General features: G+C 63.7%; 13 protein-coding genes and 2 pseudogenes. 11 read left to right on the top strand and 4 right to left on the bottom strand.

What is annotated here, in order from left to right:
- The first annotated feature begins 79 nt into the window (after positions 1-79).
- From BN871_RS07510 to BN871_RS07470, 10 genes and pseudogenes are all read left to right on the top strand, one after another.
- Entirely contained in the window at positions 80-3007 is a 2928-nt protein-coding gene (locus BN871_RS07510) for an ATP-dependent DNA helicase (RefSeq protein ID WP_232312889.1), read from the top strand.
- Positions 3008-3623: 616 nt separating this feature from the next.
- Positions 3624-5162 (top strand): NAD(P)/FAD-dependent oxidoreductase, encoded by a 1539-nt coding sequence (locus BN871_RS07505; protein WP_083436303.1) that lies wholly within the window; start codon positions 3624-3626, stop codon positions 5160-5162.
- Complete coding sequence (locus BN871_RS07500; RefSeq protein ID WP_021880467.1) at positions 5159-6616, top strand: NAD(P)/FAD-dependent oxidoreductase; 1458 nt, start codon at positions 5159-5161, stop codon at positions 6614-6616. Before BN871_RS07505 ends, BN871_RS07500 begins: the two co-directional genes overlap by 4 nt.
- Before the next feature lie 32 nt (positions 6617-6648).
- Positions 6649-7539, top strand: coding sequence for a phytoene/squalene synthase family protein (locus BN871_RS07495; RefSeq protein ID WP_232312887.1), 891 nt, complete (start codon positions 6649-6651; stop codon positions 7537-7539).
- Positions 7536-8165 (top strand): annotated as a pseudogene (locus BN871_RS07490) (carotenoid biosynthesis protein); the annotation flags it as partial. The gene BN871_RS07495 and the pseudogene BN871_RS07490, both read left to right, overlap by 4 nt.
- On the top strand, positions 8155-8502 hold the full coding sequence (locus BN871_RS30180) for a carotenoid biosynthesis protein (RefSeq protein WP_374725880.1): 348 nt from the start codon (positions 8155-8157) through the stop codon (positions 8500-8502). The pseudogene BN871_RS07490 and the gene BN871_RS30180, both read left to right, overlap by 11 nt.
- A complete protein-coding gene (locus BN871_RS07485) occupies positions 8486-9256 on the top strand; it encodes a lysophospholipid acyltransferase family protein (RefSeq protein ID WP_048745220.1) in 771 nt (256 codons plus the stop codon). Before BN871_RS30180 ends, BN871_RS07485 begins: the two co-directional genes overlap by 17 nt.
- On the top strand, positions 9232-10482 hold the full coding sequence (locus tag BN871_RS07480) for a glycosyltransferase family 2 protein (RefSeq protein WP_053086951.1): 1251 nt from the start codon (positions 9232-9234) through the stop codon (positions 10480-10482). The genes BN871_RS07485 and BN871_RS07480 overlap by 25 nt, the downstream gene beginning before the upstream one ends.
- Positions 10479-12002, top strand: coding sequence for an NAD(P)/FAD-dependent oxidoreductase (locus tag BN871_RS07475; RefSeq protein WP_048745234.1), 1524 nt, complete (start codon positions 10479-10481; stop codon positions 12000-12002). The genes BN871_RS07480 and BN871_RS07475 overlap by 4 nt, the downstream gene beginning before the upstream one ends.
- Before the next feature lie 272 nt (positions 12003-12274).
- Positions 12275-13045: a sporulation protein gene (locus BN871_RS07470; RefSeq protein ID WP_048745219.1), complete on the top strand. Its 771-nt coding sequence runs from the start codon at positions 12275-12277 to the stop codon at positions 13043-13045.
- 186 nt (positions 13046-13231) lie between these two features.
- Here BN871_RS07470 and BN871_RS07465 read toward each other — a convergent pair whose 3' ends face one another.
- From BN871_RS07465 to BN871_RS07460, 3 genes and pseudogenes are all read right to left on the bottom strand, one after another.
- Positions 13232-13753 (bottom strand): aminotransferase class IV, encoded by a 522-nt coding sequence (locus BN871_RS07465; protein ID WP_269745408.1) that lies wholly within the window; start codon positions 13751-13753, stop codon positions 13232-13234.
- Positions 13754-13850: 97 nt separating this feature from the next.
- Positions 13851-13958, bottom strand: a pseudogene (locus tag BN871_RS29600) (D-amino-acid transaminase); the annotation flags it as partial.
- Between the two features lie 125 nt (positions 13959-14083).
- Positions 14084-14710, bottom strand: coding sequence for a nucleotidyltransferase family protein (locus tag BN871_RS07460; protein WP_053086950.1), 627 nt, complete (start codon positions 14708-14710; stop codon positions 14084-14086).
- A gap of 226 nt (positions 14711-14936) precedes the next feature.
- On the opposite strand from BN871_RS07460, the gene BN871_RS07455 reads away from it, so the two are divergent.
- Positions 14937-15596 carry an AAA family ATPase gene (locus BN871_RS07455; protein WP_021881752.1) on the top strand — a complete coding sequence of 220 codons (660 nt, stop codon included), beginning with the start codon at positions 14937-14939 and terminating at the stop codon, positions 15594-15596.
- 93 nt (positions 15597-15689) lie between these two features.
- Here the strand turns inward: BN871_RS07455 and BN871_RS07450 are convergent, their stop codons facing one another.
- Positions 15690-16730, bottom strand: a complete 1041-nt coding sequence (locus tag BN871_RS07450; protein WP_048745218.1) for an FAD-binding oxidoreductase — start codon at positions 16728-16730, stop codon at positions 15690-15692.
- Positions 16731-16773: the final 43 nt, after the last annotated feature.

The raw sequence follows: 16773 nt of genomic DNA, 5'->3' as shown, positions 1-16773 counted from the left end.
AAGTCCGGAGCGGGCGACGATTCGGGACGGGCCGGCGGGATCGTGCAAAGTGCCGGTCCATGCTACAATGGAGGAACGAGTGTTCGCAGAAGGAGACGGAAAGGGGACGGCGCGGATGGAACGGCTTGGAGCGGAGGAAAGCGGAACGGAGCAAGCCCGCCGAACGGATGGGAGCGGACCGAAGCAGGCTGCGGCAGCGCCGGCAGGATCGGAAGCTGCAGATGCGGCAGAAGCGCCGGAAGCGCCGGTGAAACCGGAAGCGGTTGTAGCGGCGGAAGAGATGGACAAGCCGGAAGCTTTGGGGAGACTTGAAGCAGCCGAAGCGCCGGAAGCGATGAGCACGCCGGCAGCGACGGATATATCGGAAGCGCCGGAAGCGTTGAGACAACCGGAAGCTGCAGAAACCGCGCCGGCGGTTCGAATCGCGGTAAGGGCGCTGGCCGAATATGCATGCCGCAGCGGCAGCATCGAGACTGGCTTCCGCAGCCTGACCTCCTTGACGGAAGGGACGCGGATCCACAAAGCGGTGCAGGCCGAATATGGAGAAGGCAGCGAGCGCGAGGTGTTTCTTCGCATGGAGCTGGCCCTGGGCGGCGTGGAATGGACCGTGGAGGGGCGCTGCGACGGCTTGCTCGCCGCAGAAGGCGGTCCCGTCATCGACGAGATCAAGTCTACTTCCGGGAGGCTGGAGGATCTGGGAGGGGAAGGCCACCGGGTCCACTGGATGCAAGCCCGGGGCTACGCTTATATCTATGCCATGCAGCAAGGCCTGGAACGGATGGATGTTCAGCTCACCTATGTGCAGGCCGACTCGGGAGCGGTATTCCGGATCCGGCGGAGCTTCGGGCTGAACGAGCTGCGGGAGGGAATGTTCTGGATGCTGGAGCAGTACGCTCCCTTCGCCCGGATGCTGCGCCGGCATCGTCTGGAGCGGAATGCCAGCCTGGAGCGGCTGGAGTTCCCGTTCCAGGGCTTCCGTCCCGGCCAGCGCAAGCTGTCCGCCGCCGTCTACAAGACGCTGGAGGATAAGGGCGGGCTTTTCGCCAAAGCCCCTACCGGCATCGGCAAGACGATGTCGGTGCTCTGGCCCGCTGTGCGCGCCCTCGGAACGGGCGCGGCTTCACGGCTGTTCTATTTGACGGCGCGCACGACGACGCGGACTGCCGCCGAGGATGCGGTCCGCCGCATGGAAGAGCAGGGGTTGAAGCTCCATGCCGTCACGCTGACGGCAAAGGAGAAGATCTGCCTGCAGGAGACCGTCAGCTGCCGCAAGGAGGACTGCCCGTTCGCGGACGGATACTACGACCGGATCAACGGCGCGGTGCTGGATCTGATGGAGCATGAGACGCTGATGACGCGCGAGGTCATCGAGCGGTACGCGCTCAAGCACCGGGTGTGCCCGTTCGAATTTTCCCTTGAGGCGGCCTATGCCTCCGATGCCGTCATCTGCGACTACAACTACATCTATGATCCCAAGGTTTCGCTGAAGCGGTTTTTGGCCGAGCAGGCCAAGGGGACCGCGCTGCTCGTCGACGAGGCCCATAATCTGCCCGACCGCGCCCGCTCCATGTACAGCGCGGAGCTGGACAAGGCGCCTTTCCTGGCGCTGCAGCGCGCCTACAAGGGTTTGTCCGCCGGGCTGTCCGCCGCTGCCAAGGGCGTCAACGCGGCGTTCATCGCTCTGCGCAAGGAAGCGGAGGCTGGAGCTGCAGCGGGAGAGGGCGGGCTGCGTCCGGCAGGTCCCGGCGCGTATGTGTCGGAAGCTCCTCCGCAGCAGCTGCTGGAGTCGGTCCATGCGTTCATCGCGCAGGCGGAGCCGCATCTGGCGGCAGGCGGGGATGAGGGCGGAGCGGAGACCGCGGCGCTGCTGCTTGAAGCCTACTGGGCAGCCAAGGCGTTCGCAGCTGCCGGGGAGTGGATGGACGAGCGGTTCGTTGCGATGGCCGAGCTGGCAAGGGGCGGCGTGAAGGCGAGAATCATGTGCCTCGATCCATCCCGTCTGCTGCAGCAGACGGGCAAGGCCTACGGAGGACGCGTGTTCTTCTCCGCGACTCTGTCGCCGCTGCCCTTCTATATGGATCAGCTTGGCGCCATGGAGGAGGATCGCTCCTTGACGCTGCCGTCCCCGTTCGGACGGGAGCAGCTTGAGGTCCGCCTCGTGCCGCTGTCCACGCGTTATGCCGACCGCGGCGCCACGCTTAAGCCGCTGGCCCGCCTGCTGCTTGAAGCGGTGCGGGAGAAGGGCGGCAACTGGCTCGCCTTCTTTCCCTCCTATGCTTATATGAACGCCTTATACGAACAGCTTCTGCTGGAATTGAATCCCGGCAGCGCCGCCGCGCTGCCGGATGGTGCGGAAGCGGGTGAAGCTGGCGCCGATTCCGTGAAGGCTTCCGGAACCAACCCGGCGGAAGGTTCGAGCGAGCAAGAGGAAGCGAGTGGGGGCAAGAATCCGAGCGGGCAAGAGGAAGCAAGCGGGGACAAAGGGTCGGTCCTGCATGCGGAAGGCGAGGCTGCCGATGCCCGAGAGCCTGCGGAAGAAGCGCTGTTCCCTGCGCGGGCGGGAAGCGGGGGCAAGGAGCGCGGTTTGCGGCTGCGCCTTCAGAGGCCCGACATGGACGAGGAGGCGAGGGACCGCTTTCTCGCCGCTTACCAGCCTCCGGAGCCCGGGGGCGATGCCCTGCTCGGCATGGCCGTCATGGGCGGCATCTTCTCCGAGGGCGTGGATCTCGCCGGCGAACGGCTGGAAGGAGTCGCGGTCATCGGCGTCGGGCTTCCCCAGCTCGGTCCCGAACGCGACCTGCTTGCCGCTTACGAGAAGAAGCAAGGAAGGAGCGGCTTCGATTACGCTTATGTCTATCCCGGCATCAGCAAGGTTCTGCAGGCCGGCGGGCGCCTCATCCGCTCCGAGAGCGACACCGGCGTCCTGCTGCTCGTGGACGACCGCTATATGCAGCCCCGCTATCAGCGGCTGCTGCCGGAAGAATGGCGAAGGGAAGGGGAGGCGTAAGGCACGACGGGCGAGCGGGCCGAATCGAGGCGTTTCTCTCCCTCCTCTCGGAGAAAGCCGTCTTTTCCGGCAGACCGGTCCGTTCATCCCGTTGCCGTGGCCTTGTGTCCGGGGCTTTCGCTGGCCAAGAAAGCGCGCATTTGCTGATGAAAAGAGGGCAGAGCCCGCGGCAGAGAGGGTACTCTGCTTGCGGGTTCTTACTTTTTGTGGAAGTATGGAGGGTAGAATTGCTTGCCGCTCTTTGTGAACTCACTTGCTTGTTCGGCCTCGCTTCCGGGAGCTCGGATCCATTCTCGCGCTTGAGAGCATGAGCATGATCAGCGTCCGGAAATCATTCAGCTGCGCCTCGAGTTGCTCCCGCTCATTCTGCGGCTGCCCCGTTGTCATATCCCCGATTCCGTCCTTCCGTTCTCAATCGCATCTCCGGCTCATATCCTGCAAGTACAAGCTTTAAAAACTTATCTTCATGCCCGCCTGCGGACAAGCAGGAAAATCCGGATGGAAAGAGAAATAGTCCTGATTGATAATTATACCGTTGGGTTAATTAATGGGTATGGTTAAGCTTTCCTTTATGTCTATTTTCAGGGCCAGATCGGATAATGGGAGCGGTGATGGGATGGTTGTGGGAAAAAGGGCTGTCATAATCGGCGCCGGACCGGGCGGGCTGGCGGCAGCGATGCTGCTGGCCTCCCAAGGTGTGGACGTGACTGTCGTGGAGAAGCAGCCCTATGTAGGAGGGAGAACCTCGGGCCTGCGTCTGGGAGCGTACAGCTTCGACCGCGGTCCGACGTTCCTCATGATGCTTCCCGTCATGGAGGAGCTGTTCCAGCGCAGCGGGCGCAGGCTGCAGGATTATGTGGAGCTGAAGCGGGTCGATCCTCTGTATACGTTGAAATTCGGAGAGAAGGAATTCTCTCCCGGAGGCAGCCACGAGGAAACGGCGGCCCATGTCGAGGAGCTGTTCCCGGGCAATGGGGCGAACTACCTCCGGTTCATGGAGCGCGAGCGCAAAAAGCTTGCCGGTCTCATGCCGCTGCTGCGGCAGCCGTTCTCGCGGCGGTCCGACTATCTGTCGGGACGGATGCTGCGCGCGCTCCCGAAGATGGATGTTCTGGACACCGTCCACAGCCGATTGTCCAAGTATTTTACGGATGAGCGGCTGCGCTGGGCGTTCTCTTTCCAGTCCAAATACCTCGGCATGTCGCCTTGGGAATGTCCCGGAGCCTTCACGATGCTGAGCTTCCTGGAGCATGAATACGGACTCTATCATCCGGTCGGAGGCTTGAACCGCATCTGCGAGGCGATGGCGGAGGTGACGCGGGAGCATGGAGGCGTCATCCGAACCGGGATCGGGGCCGAACGGGTGCTGCTGAGCGCTGGCCGCGCAGCCGGAGTCCGCCTGGAGGACGGTACGGTCGTCGAAGCGGACGACGTCGTCATCGGCGCCGATTACGGGCATGCCGTCAGCACGCTGTTCGAGCCCGGGGAGCTTCGCCGCCATGCGCCGGCCCGGCTGGAGAAAAAGAAGCTGAGCCTCTCCACATTCTTGCTGTATCTGGGCATCGGGGCTCCGCTGCAGCTTCCCCACCACAAGATCGTGTTCGCCGAAGATTACCGCCTCAATGTGGATGACATGACCAAGCGGCTGCGGCTGTCGGAGAACCCGTCCGTCTATATCCATAATCCGTCGCGGCTGGATCCAACCTTGGCCCCGGAAGGGAAATCGGCCGTGTATCTGCTGATGCCGGTGCCTAATAACCGGTCGGGAATCGACTGGGAGCGGGAAGCGCCCGGCATCCGCAGAAGGATGCTGGACGTTCTCGCCCGGGAGAGCGGCCTTGCGGAGGTCGACAGCCTGATCGAGGAGGAGCGGATGCATACGCCTGCGGACTGGGAGCGGGAATCGTTCGTCTACCGGGGAGCGACCTTCAATCTCGCCCACAGCCTGGATCAGATGATGTATATGCGGCCGCATAACAAGTTCCAGGATGCGGAGCATTGCTTCCTCGTCGGCGGAGGCACCCATCCCGGCAGCGGGCTGCCGACGATCATGCAGTCGGCGATGATCAGCTCGGAGCTTCTGCTGAGGCAATATGAACGGCAGGCTCGGACGGATGCCCATGCGCCGCTGCAGGCGAGGAGGGCGGGACGATGAGGATCGCCGTCATCGGTGCCGGAGTCGGCGGGCTGGTCTCGGCGCTGCTGCTGCGCCGGCAGGGACATGACATCGACGTCTACGAGAAGGAGGCGGCGCCGGGAGGACGGCTGGCCTACGAATCGGACGAGTCGGGCATGTACCGGATCGACCGGGGGCCGACGATCGTCCTGCTGCCGGAGCTGCTGAGGGAGATTCTCTCCGAAGCCGGAGTGCCGGACGATGCCGTGCAGCTGCTTCGCTGCGATCCGCTGTACGACTTCTACTACCCGGACGGAACGCGCTGGACCAAGTGGCAGGATCGAAGCCTGCAAGAGGCCAATCTGGAGAGAGCGTATTCCGGCGGAGGGGCTGACTTCCGGCGGTACATGGAGGATATGGAGGAGCTGTTCGAATACGGCTTCGACGCATTTCTATCCCGTTCGTTCCCCGGCATCCGTTCCTTCCTGACGCCTGCCAACCTGAAATTCCTGCTTCGCTCGAGAGCCTACCGGGCTATCGATCCTTGGGCGGGCTCCTACTTCCGCAGCCGCCGGATCCGCGAGGCGTACTCCCTGCAGTCGCTGTACATAGGAGGATCGCCGCAGGAGGCCCCGGCTCTGTACGGCTTGATTCCCTACAGCGAGCACAAGCACGGCATCTGGTATTTGAAAGGCGGGTACGCCGGATTGGCGCCTGTGCTTGAGCAGGCCTGCGCCGACCAGGGCATTCTCATCCGCTGCTCGGCTCCGGTGGACAAGGTCGTCGTATCGGGCGGACGCTGCACGGGCATCCGGACCGGCGGGGAGGAGCTCGCCTACGATGCGGTCGTGTTCAATGGAGACTATCCGGCGCTGGCCGGGCTGCTGGAAGGATGGCGCGGCAAGCCGCGCCGCTTCCGCCCATCCTCCGGCTGCCTGCTCATCTATGCCGGGACGGCAAGGCGATGGGACCATGCCGGCGTTCATCAGTTCTTCCTGGGCGAGCGCCACGGAGACCATATGAAGGATGTGTTCCGGCGCGGACGCTTGTCCGAGGAGCCCTCCTTCTACATGTTCAACCCTGCCGCCATCGACCCGGATGCCGCTCCCGATGGGCATAGCGCGCTGTACTTCCTCGTCCCCGTGCCGGCCGACGAGGCTCTGGATTGGGACGGTGCGGGCGAGGCGCTGGCGGGACGCGTGCTGGAGCGGGCCGAGAGGCTGCTGCTCCCCGGCTTGCGGGAAAGCATCCGCTGGCGCCGCATCCGGACGCCGCGCGATGCCGCCCGCGACGGCCTTTACCGGGGAGGCAGCTTCGGCATCGCTCCGGTGCTGACTCAGTCCGGCAGCTTCCGTCCTCAAGTCAAGCCGCTTCCGGTGGAGGGGCTGTATGCGGTCGGAGCTTCGGTCCATCCCGGCGGGGGCATTCCGATTGTCATGCAAGGCGCGCGCCTGCTCGCCCAACAAATCGCAAAGGAGCTGGAACCATGTTGAATCCGCGGCTGGCCGCCTCATGCGAGGAGGTCATGAAAAGAAGCTCAGCCAGCTTTTACGAAGCCTTCCGCCTGCTGTCCTCGCCCCGTCGCGAGGCTGTTTTCGTCATCTATGCCTTCTGCCGGATGATCGACGATTCCGTAGACGAGCCGGACAAGGCCGATTACAGTCTGGACGAGCTGGAGGCGCTGTTCGGCAATCTCGACGAAGCGGAAGGCCACTTCATCTGGCCCTCCCTGCGCTGGCTGATGGCCAGCTTCCCGCTCGCGAAGGAGCCGTTCCTGACCCAGATGAGCGGACAGCGGCTGGACCGTGTCCAGACCCATTACGACTCGCTGGATCAGCTGGAGGATTACTGCTACCGAGTCGCCGGCTCCGTCGGCGAGATGCTGCTTCCCGTCCTGCACGAAAGCCCGGACAGGGACATCGTCGAGGCGGGGATCTGGCTCGGCAAAGGCATGCAGATCGTCAACATCATCCGGGACGTCGGAGAAGACCGAGGTCTTGGAAGGCGGTACATCCCGCTTGAGCTGATGAGGCGCTGCGGGTATTCGGAGGAAATGTTCGAGGCCGGAGAGGTGGACGCGGCGTTCCGCCGGCTGCTCGGCGAGCTTGCCGGGACGGCCCGGGAGTGGTTCGGGCGCGGCCTCGCCCATCTGTCCTCGTATCCCCAGGAAAGCGCGTTCGCTATCCGCCTCGCCGCGCATTACTATTTTGCCATTCTGCACGCGGTGGAAGAGAACGGATACGATGTGTACGGCAAGCGGGCGTATGTGAGCGACGAGGCCAAAAAGACGATTTTCCGGGCGGTGATGGCCGATATGGCCGAGGCGGAGCGGGAAGCCGCCGATCCGGGAGAAGGGTTTACGGCGGAGGAGGAAGCCGGAATGCAGCCCTCGTCTCCGGAGAGGCTGGCTCAATGAGCCGCCCCGCGCAGGAGGAGACATTTCCCGTCCATCCTTCCAGAAGCACGGAACGGGAGGGGCACATGGACAGCGGCCTTCAGAATCTCCAGGAACGGCCTGGCAGCCAGAAACGGCAAGAAAGGCAAAAACGGCAAGCGAGAGAAGAGGGGCAAGGGCGGGCATCGGGAAAAGGGCAGCGGGCCGCTCTTCGGCGGCTTGCATCCGCATATCCCGTTACCGCTCTGTTCGCCGTCTGGTACTCCGTCGGCTTCCTGCTGATGGTGTTCTCCGAGGTGCCGAAGCCGCTTGAGTTCTCCAATGGAGTGTTTCTGGTCCTCTACGCGCTCTGTCTGTGCGAGCTGGCCGCGACCGGAATAGGCGCAGTTCCGAAGCATCGGGATGAAGCTCTCTCCCGGCCGGTCGGCTGGAGCCGTCTCGCTCTGTCCGCCGCCGGCATTGCGGCAGGCACCTTCGCGGTGGAGTATGCAGGCGTGCATACCGGATTCCCCTTCGGCACCTACCGCTACGAAAATACGCTGGGATCGCTGCTCGGCGGCGTTCCGTGGACGATGGGGCTGGCATGGGTCGGAGTCATTCTGAACGGCGCCCTCCTGTCGGGCTCGCGGGGCAGGCTTGTCCGCGCCCTGGAGACGGGCGCATGGGTCGTGCTGCTCGATCTGGTGCTGGATCCTGTCGCGGAGGCGCGGGGGGTTCTGGCACTGGCAGGACGGCGGAGCCTACTACGGCATCCCGGCCGCCAATTTTGCCGGCTGGTTCGTCGTCGGGGCGCTCCTGTCCCTGCTGCTGCCTTCCGGCAATGTGCTTGCTTCAGCCCGTTTTGCCGCGCTGCGGGTCATGCAGGGAATGCTGCTGCTGTTCGGGCTGCTCGCGGCCAAGGCAGGCATGATGCCTGTATTTCTGCTGTCGCTGTTGGTCATGGCGGCCGCCGAAGGGAGGGTCCGCTTTGATTCAGGCCGATAAGAAGACATGGTTCCGGCGGCTGTTTTTCCGCTATCAGCAGCACTACCTGTTCCCGAGATATCTGCACGGCCTGTATGTATCGGGAGACATGGAAGGAGACCGGGAAGGAACAGGCGCCGGCGTTCCCGTGCTCTATGTTTGCAACCATGTGTCCTGGTGGGACGGGCTTGTGCTGTTCCAGCTGACGGAGCAGCTGTCCCGGCTGGACCATTACATCATGATGGATGAGCAAGGCCTCAGGAACTATCCTTTCTTCCGGAAGATCGGGGCGTTCTCGGTCAACCGCGGCCGGCCGCGGGACATGCTGGAATCGATGAGCTATGCGGAAAGCCTTCTGCAGGCGGGGGCGCCGGTGTGGGTCTTTCCGCAGGGAGCCATCATGTCTCCGGATGCGGACATTCGGGCTGCAAGCGGAATCGGCCATCTGATGCGCCGGGCCGGGTGGGCCGAGCTCAGGCCGGTCACGCTGCGCTATTTGCTCGGCGATCACCAGAAGCCCCTTGCGGCTGTCCGCTTCGGCGAGCCCGTGAGGCGGGATTGGAGCCGCATGGACCGCAGCGAGGCCGCGTCCGAGGTCGAAGTCCTGCTCCGGGAGCAGGCGGCCGAGCAGCGGAGGATTCTTGCGGAATGCCCGCTGCCCGGGACCGGGAACGGATATGAGGCGGTCTGGGAAGGCGGCAGGAGAACGACAGCGGACCGGTACCGGAAGCTCAAGAAGGGGGTCCGGCCATGGCAGCCATTCTCGCGGCATTGACGGGCGCGCTCGCAGTCCAGCTGCTGTTCGTGCTGTGGAACCGCCGTTACCTTGTGGAGCTTGGCGAGCCAAGCAGGCACAGGGGGGGCCGGCAAGAGGCGGGAGGCCGGAACAAGAAGGAAGCCGAGAGCCGGGTCGGAAGCGCCAGAGCCAGAGCCAGAGCGGACATTCCTCTAGAGGGTTACAAAGTAATGCCGAGTGATATCTCTATTCTCGTGCCGGCCCGCAATGAAGAAAGGAATATCGGAGATTGCCTGCAGTCGCTGCTGGCGCTGCGCGGGCGGCCGCATGAAATTCTGGTGCTTGACGACCATTCCGAGGATGGGACGGCGAGCATCGTGAGCAGGATTGCCGGCGATCCGGAGTCAGGGGTGAAGCTGCTGCAGGGCGGACCGCTGCCTGAAGGCTGGATGGGCAAGTCCCATGCCTGTTCCCAGCTGGCGGAGGCCGCTTCAGGCCGATGGCTGCTGTTCGTGGACGCCGATGTCCGGCTTGGTCCGGACGCGCTGGAGGCAGCCGCGGCGGAAGCCTCGCTTCAGCGGAGCGGACTCGTCAGCGGATTTCCCCGGCAGGAAACCGGAGGCTGGATGGAGCGGCTCGTCGTATCCATGATGATGTTCACGATATTGATCCATCTGCCGCTGCGGCTCGTCTCCCGCTCGGACGATCCGCGCTTCGCCGCAGCCAACGGCGCCTTCATTTTCGTCGAAGCCCGGAGCTACGAGAGAATGGGCGGGCACGGGGCGGTCCGCGAGTCTCTATTGGACGATATGGATTTGATCCGCCAGGCGAAGCTCCGGGGCGAGCCGGTACGGCTCGCCCGGATCGACCGGGTAGCGTCCATGCGCATGTACCGCAGCCCGGGCGAAGTATGGAGCGGCTACCGCAAAAACCTGTTCCCCGGCCTCGGGAGAAGCCTTCCCTTGATGGGATTCGTATTCATCGTCTATGCCTTGCTCTATCTGGCGCCTCCTGCCGCTCTGCTGGGCGGACTGGCGGCATGGGCCGTCTCCGGGGCGGCTCCTCTCTGGCTGGGCTGGGCCGCGTCCGCGGCGGCGCTGGGCATGGCGGTGAAGACGGCGGCGGATCTATCCAGCGGACTTCCGGCCTGGTACGGCATGTTCGTGCCCGCCAGCATCGTGCTGACGATTTTCATCGGCCTGGATTCGGCGAGGGTCCATTATGCCGGAAGCGGCTACGAATGGAAAGGCAGGCGGTACGCATGAGCGGAAGCCGAAAAGCCGTTGTCGTGGGCGCCGGCCTGGGAGGGCTCAGCTGCGCGATCCATCTGGCCCTTCAGGGATGGAACGTGACAGTCGTCGAAAAGGAGCCCCGCCCCGGCGGCAAGCTGCAGCGCGTGGAGGAAGCCGGCTACCGGTTCGACAACGGCCCGAGCACGATGACGATGCAGCCGGTCTTCGACTCGGTGTTCGAGGCGGCCGGACGGCGCAGAGAGGATTATGTCGAGTTCTATCCGCTCGATCCCGTCGCGCGCAATGCCTTCCACGATGGGACGGTGGTGGATGTCACCGGCGACATCGGTCACATGGAGGAGCAGATTGCCCGCTACAGTCCGGAGGACGCGCTGAAATACCGGCCGTTCATGAAGGAAAGCGCCCGCTTGTATGAGCTGGCTTCCAAAGAGTTTCTCAGCCGCCTCGTGCTGGATTGGCGGGACAAGCTGCAGCCTTCGCTGCTCGCCGGCTTTGGGCGGATTCGTCCGTTCACCCCGATGAGCCGGACGATCCGGACCTATTTCCGCCATCCTCATACATTGGCGATGTTCGGTCGTTATGCCACCTATGTCGGCGCATCCCCGCAGCGCGCTCCGTCCATCTTCAATATGATGGCTCATGTCGAAGCCGGCCAAGGGGTGTTCGGAGTCAAGGGAGGCACGTACTCCATTGTAGAGGCTTTCGCGAAGCTGGCCGGAGAACTGGGGGTCGTCATCGCGGCCGGCGACGCGGCCAAGGAGATTCTTATTGCCGGAGGGAAAGCGGCGGGCGTAGAAACCGAAGGCGGCAACTTGTGGGAGGCCGACGCCGTCGTGGTCAACGCCGATGCGCTGGCGGCCGTGCCCCGCCTGATTCCGGACCATCCGGGAGCTTCACGGATGACCTCCAGGCTGCATAAGCTGGAGCCTTCCGTCAGCGGCTTCGTTCTGCTGGCCGGGGCGGAGAGCGACTACCCTCAGCTCCTGCATCACAATGTCTTTTTCCCCGAGCGGTACCATCTTGAATTCGACGACCTGTTCCGCAAAGGAATTCTGCCGGAGAAGCCGGCCGTCTACGTCTGCCGTTCCGGCGGAGGGGCGGTTAGGGCGGGTGCGGGCGAAATTCCGAGGTCAAGCCTGTTCGTGCTGGTCAACGCTCCCGCGCAGCGCGACGGCTATTCCGTGGAGAACAGGAAGGAAGAATATGCCGCACGCATCCTGGGCTTGCTGGAGGACCGCGGCCTGCGCGGCATCGGAGCGGCTGTCCGGCGGGAAGGAGGCTTGCTTCGGATTCAGACGCCGGATGATCTGGAGCGCCGGACCGGAGCCTGGAGGGGGAGCATCTATGGCATGTCTTCCAACGGCTTCCGCCAGTCCTTCTTCCGCTACCCGAGCAAGGATTCCCGCCTTGGCGGATTGTGGTATGTCGGAGGCTCCACCCATCCGGGCGGAGGCACCCCGATCGTGACGATCGGCGGGCGGCTGGTGGCGGAGCGCATCGCCAAAGAAGGAGTAAGAACGGGATGGGCATGATGCGGGTCTCGAGACAGACACATCGGGATGGGCAAGAACATGATGATGATTCCAGCACCGCAGCAAGCATGCGGCAGGACCCGGGGGAGCGCGCTTCCGCCGGTTCCTTTGCATGCATGCCGGAGCCCGCGGCAAGCCGGCTGCCGATCTGAAACCTGGAACGGCATGAGCCGTACTACCTGTCAATCCATGATCTGACGGCAGCCACACCGCCAGCTGTTCCCGGTGCAGCCGAGAGATCCTGGGAATACAGATGCAGGAGCGTGGCAGGGATGTCTTTTTTCAAGAATATGATGGCTTCAATCGGGATCGGGTCGGCCAAGGTCGATACGGTTCTGGAAGTATCCTACAGCGGCATTCGTCCAGGGGATGAGATCAACGGACGGGTCATCGTGACGGGAGGGGCGGTACCCCAGCAGATCAACGGCATCGAGCTGCTGCTCATGACCTCCTTCATCAAGGAAGTGAATGACCAGAAGGTCCGGGAAAACGCAGCGATCGCCAGGCTGCCCCTGCGCACGGCATTCGAGGTCAAAGCCGGGGGCAAGGAAGAGATTCCGTTCCGCTGGCAGCTGCCGGTGACGGCGCCGATCACCGCCGGCGGCACGCAGATCTGGCTGAAGACCGCGCTGGATATCGCGAGCTCTCTCGACGCATCGGACGAGGATTACATCAAGGTGCTCCCCCATCCTTTGGTGGGCGAGGTGCTGGAAGCGTTGTCCTCGCTCGGATTCCACACCCGCGAGGTCGAATGCAAATATGCCCCCCACAGCCGGTATGGGACGTCTCTGCTGCAGGAATTCGAGCTGGTTCCGGGCAGAGCGTCGGGCTTCGGCAAACTCGACGAGCTGGAGATCGTCTTCATCCCTTCGGCTGCGTACGTGGATGTGCTGATGGAGGTCGACCGCCGTTCGGGCGGCTTTGCCGAGTGGCTCGGTACGGATGAATCCCGTATTTCCTTCCGTCTATACGAGGCGGATATCCAGCGCGGCAGGACTGCCCTGGCCGAGAATCTGTCCTCCCGCATCCGCAGCTGCATGTAAGAGCTGTCCGGACGGCATCCTTCGTCTGCTGAGGCTGTCTCCCTGAATATTCATCCGGATTTCCTTTGGCAAGCAATCAACCGGTCGAGGGAGAGCGGAATAGCAATAAATATAGCATGGAATAAGAAGAGAAGGCCGTCCTCCGCATGCTGGAGGGACGGCCTTCTTTTCTGCGGACAATCAGGATCAGACCGAAGCCGGCAGCGAGGTCTTCTCCAGGAACAGGCGATGCAGCTCGCGGACCGTCCCGCCCGGCGCGCCGGAGCCGATCGGCCCCTGGCCGTGGAGCTGCACAACCGGAATGATTTCGATGCCGGTGCTGGTCAGGAACGCTTCATCGGCATCCAGCAGCTCGGCCGGCGTGAACGGCTCCTCGATGAACGGGATGCCGGCTTCCAGCGCGATGCGGCGGACCGCTTCGCGCCTGATGCCGGGCAGGATCCGATTGGACAGCGGCGCGGTGCGGATGGCGCCGTCCTTGACGAGGTACATGTTGGAGCTGGAGCCTTCGGTGATGTATCCGTCCTCCCGAATCAGCACGGCCTCGAAGCAGCCCGCATCGACGGCCGCCTGCTTGGCCAGCACGTTGGGGAGCAGATTGAGCGACTTGATATGGCAGTTCATCCAGCGCTCGTCGGGATGCAGCAGGACGGATGCGCCCTGCTTGCGCAGCTCGGGATCCACTTTCCTGGAAGGCTTCACCGTCATGGACAGAGAGGCAGGCGCATCCGGGAACGGATGGTTGCGGGGGGGCGATGCCCCTCGTCAGCTGCATGTAAATATCGGCATGGCGCAGCCCGCTCCTCTCCAGCAGCTCGCTCATGACGGCCAGCAGCTCGGCGCGGGAGATGCCGGGGTTCAATCGGATCAGCTCCGCGCTGCGGTAGAACCGGTCGAGATGCTCCTCCAGCATGAAGCCCTTTCCGTCGTAGAAGCGCATGTACTCGTAGACGCCGTCGCCGAATTGATGGCCGCGCTCCTCTACCGGAACGACCGCCTCCTCCAGCGGGACGAACCGGCCGTTGAAATAAGCCAGACTCATGTCAACTCCTCCTTCTTGTCCTTGTCCGAAATCAGCTGCAGCCGGGGCCATTTGGCCAGCCACTGCTTGGAGCGCGTCCTGCGCAGGAACAGCCCGGCATCTGTCAGCCGGGGCCCTGGCCGCAGCCGGAGGCCGAACAAATCCTCCAGGCCATGCGGGGCGAGTACGGCTATGGCGCCGTCCTCCCTCATCGCGGCGGCGACGGCCGTTGCCGTCTCCGGCCAGCAGCTCATGGCATCGGCGACATCGCCATAAGGCGGGAGTCCGCTGACGACATGCATGCGCGCCTGGTTTTTGCAGGACCAGCGCAGCTCCGGGCAGCCTGCGCCCAGCCTGTGCTCCCATGCCTTTTCTTCCGCTTCGTCCGGATGCTCCTGATCATAATAGATGACGTCCGCATCTTCAAGCGGCGTGCGTTCCCGGTAGTCATGCAGGCGGTCCCAGACCAGATTGCGGACATAACCGGCGGCCAGCCAGGCTCCTGGCGGGCCGTGATCTCTCAAATGACTGAGATGAGCGGGAGCCTGCGGATCGGACAGGAGTAAGGCAACGAGCCGTTGTTCAAGCTGCTGCTTGCGTTCGGCTCCATCTGTCCGCTGGAAGCTCCCTTGGATGTCGTTCATGCCCGACCTCCCTTCTTTCAGGTGTAATGCCCATAGAGAAGCAGGCGTATTCTCATAGAGATGCTTACCGGAAGCTTCGTACCCGGATCTTGCCTTCCCAGGGATCCGCACTTACCTCTGAGAGGGCGTCGTCTTCCGCCTCCTGCCGGCAACTTAAGAGGGGCCTCCTTCGTCTTATTGCTTCAAGACTATCATAAATGGAGATTAAAGGAAGGGCTGAAATGAAGTGAATGAACCGGGAGAAAGGAAGGCTGTCCATAGCGGGTTCCGCGGCTGCCGGATCGTCTGGATCAACGGGGCTTTCGGATCCGGCAAGACGCAGACCGCCTGGGAGCTGCACCGCAGGCTTCCGGGCTCCTATGTCTTCGATCCGGAGAATGCCGGCTACTACATCAGGGCGAACATGCCCGATTCCTTGCAAAAGGGGGATTTTCAGGAGTTCCCGCTGTGGAGGCGGTTCAATTACGACATGCTGTCCTATCTGGCCGACCTTCACGACGGCGTGCTGCTCGTGCCGATGACCGTGACGGACCCGCTCATATTCGCGGAGATTGCGGGACGGCTGCGCAGAGACGGGAGGGATCTGCGCCACTATGCGCTGCTCGCTTCCGAAGGAGAGCTGCTTCGCCGGCTGCGATCCCGGGGAGAAGGCCGCCGTTCCTGGGCTGCGGCTCAGATCGGACGCTGCGTCCGCGAGCTGAAGCAGGATGCTTTCGCCGAGCAGCTCGATACGGAGCCTTGGAGCGTCGCCGAGACGGCGGAGAGGATCGCGGCGCTCGCCGGTCTCGAGCTGCTTCCGCGCAGCGGCGGGGCTTCCGGGGCTTGGAGCCGGCTGCTGACACAGCTGCGCCATGTCCGATGGCAGAAGGGGATCGGCAAGAAATAACCGCCTGGCCTCGCCCGATCAGTGCGGAGAGCCGGGAGCGGCATGCGTCAAAAAGGACTGCAGCCCCGATTGGGCCGCAGTCCTTGGCTTCCTTTAGGCGAGCAGCGAGCGTCCGCGCTTGCCGCTGGCATCGTCTTGGCGGATGATGCGGCGCGGATTCAGCATGTCTGCCAGCGGATGCTTCTCTCCGGAAAGGGCGGCCAGCAGCATCGAGGCCGCCAGCGCACTGTAGACGGTGCCGTTGCCGCCGCAGCCCATCGAGTGGAAGATGCCGGGCTGCTCCTTGTCTTCCCCGATGAACGGAAGATCGTCCGCCGACTCGCCGAATGTGCCGCACCAGGCGTATTCCGCTTCGAATTCGGCGTCCGGGAAATAGCGCTTGAGATCGGAGAGCAGCATGTCGGAGCGGTCGCGCAGGAACGTCTCATCCCCGGCGGGGTCAGGACGGTCCTCGTCGAGCCCTCCGGCTACGATCCTTCCGTCCGGCGTCGTCCGGAAGTAGAAGTAAGGCCGGGCCGTTTCCCACACCATGCTGTCTTCCGGCCAGCCTGTCGGCACGCTGCCCGGCCGGGTAGCCAGGGCGTAGGTCCGGCGCAGGATCGGCTTCAGCTCCGAGGCTGCGCTGATGCCCGGGATATAACCGGTCGCCACGACGATATGGCTGGCCGACACCTCTCCATCCCCCGCGCTGATGACCCAGCTGCCGCCGCGCCGGCGCACCTCGCGGACAGGAGATTCCTCGAAGATGGGGACGCCATTATCCGACGCCATCCGCAGCAGCGCCCTCGCGAGCCGGGGCGGATTGGCCAGAGCGTCGCCGTAAGTCGTCATGCTGGCCGGAAAAGCCTCCGCAACGCTGGAAGGCATGGCGGCGGAAGCGCCCCAGGCTACGGGGAAGCCGTTCTTCTCCAGCATCCGGAACTCCCGCACCAGCTTGGCTTCATCCGCTTCCGATGATGCGGCGTAGAGGCTCGAAGCCGGCCGGAATCCGTCGTTCCATTGGCCTGCGGCGGCGGCCAGCCGGCCGAGCGAGCCTACCGCGCCCCGGCACTGCTCATAGAACCGGACCGCCGCCTGGCCGCCATACCGGTCCGCCAGCTCGCTCATCATGATATCGTTGGAGAACTGAAGCACTCCGCAGGTCCCAAATTAGCCTGGCTCGGGCTTGATTGCATCT

Origin of the sequence: Paenibacillus sp. P22 (genome assembly GCF_000469945.2) — a bacterium.
Taxonomy (GTDB): Bacteria; Bacillota; Bacilli; order Paenibacillales; family Paenibacillaceae; genus Paenibacillus_O; species Paenibacillus_O humicus.
This window is presented reverse-complemented; position numbering and strand designations above follow the sequence as displayed.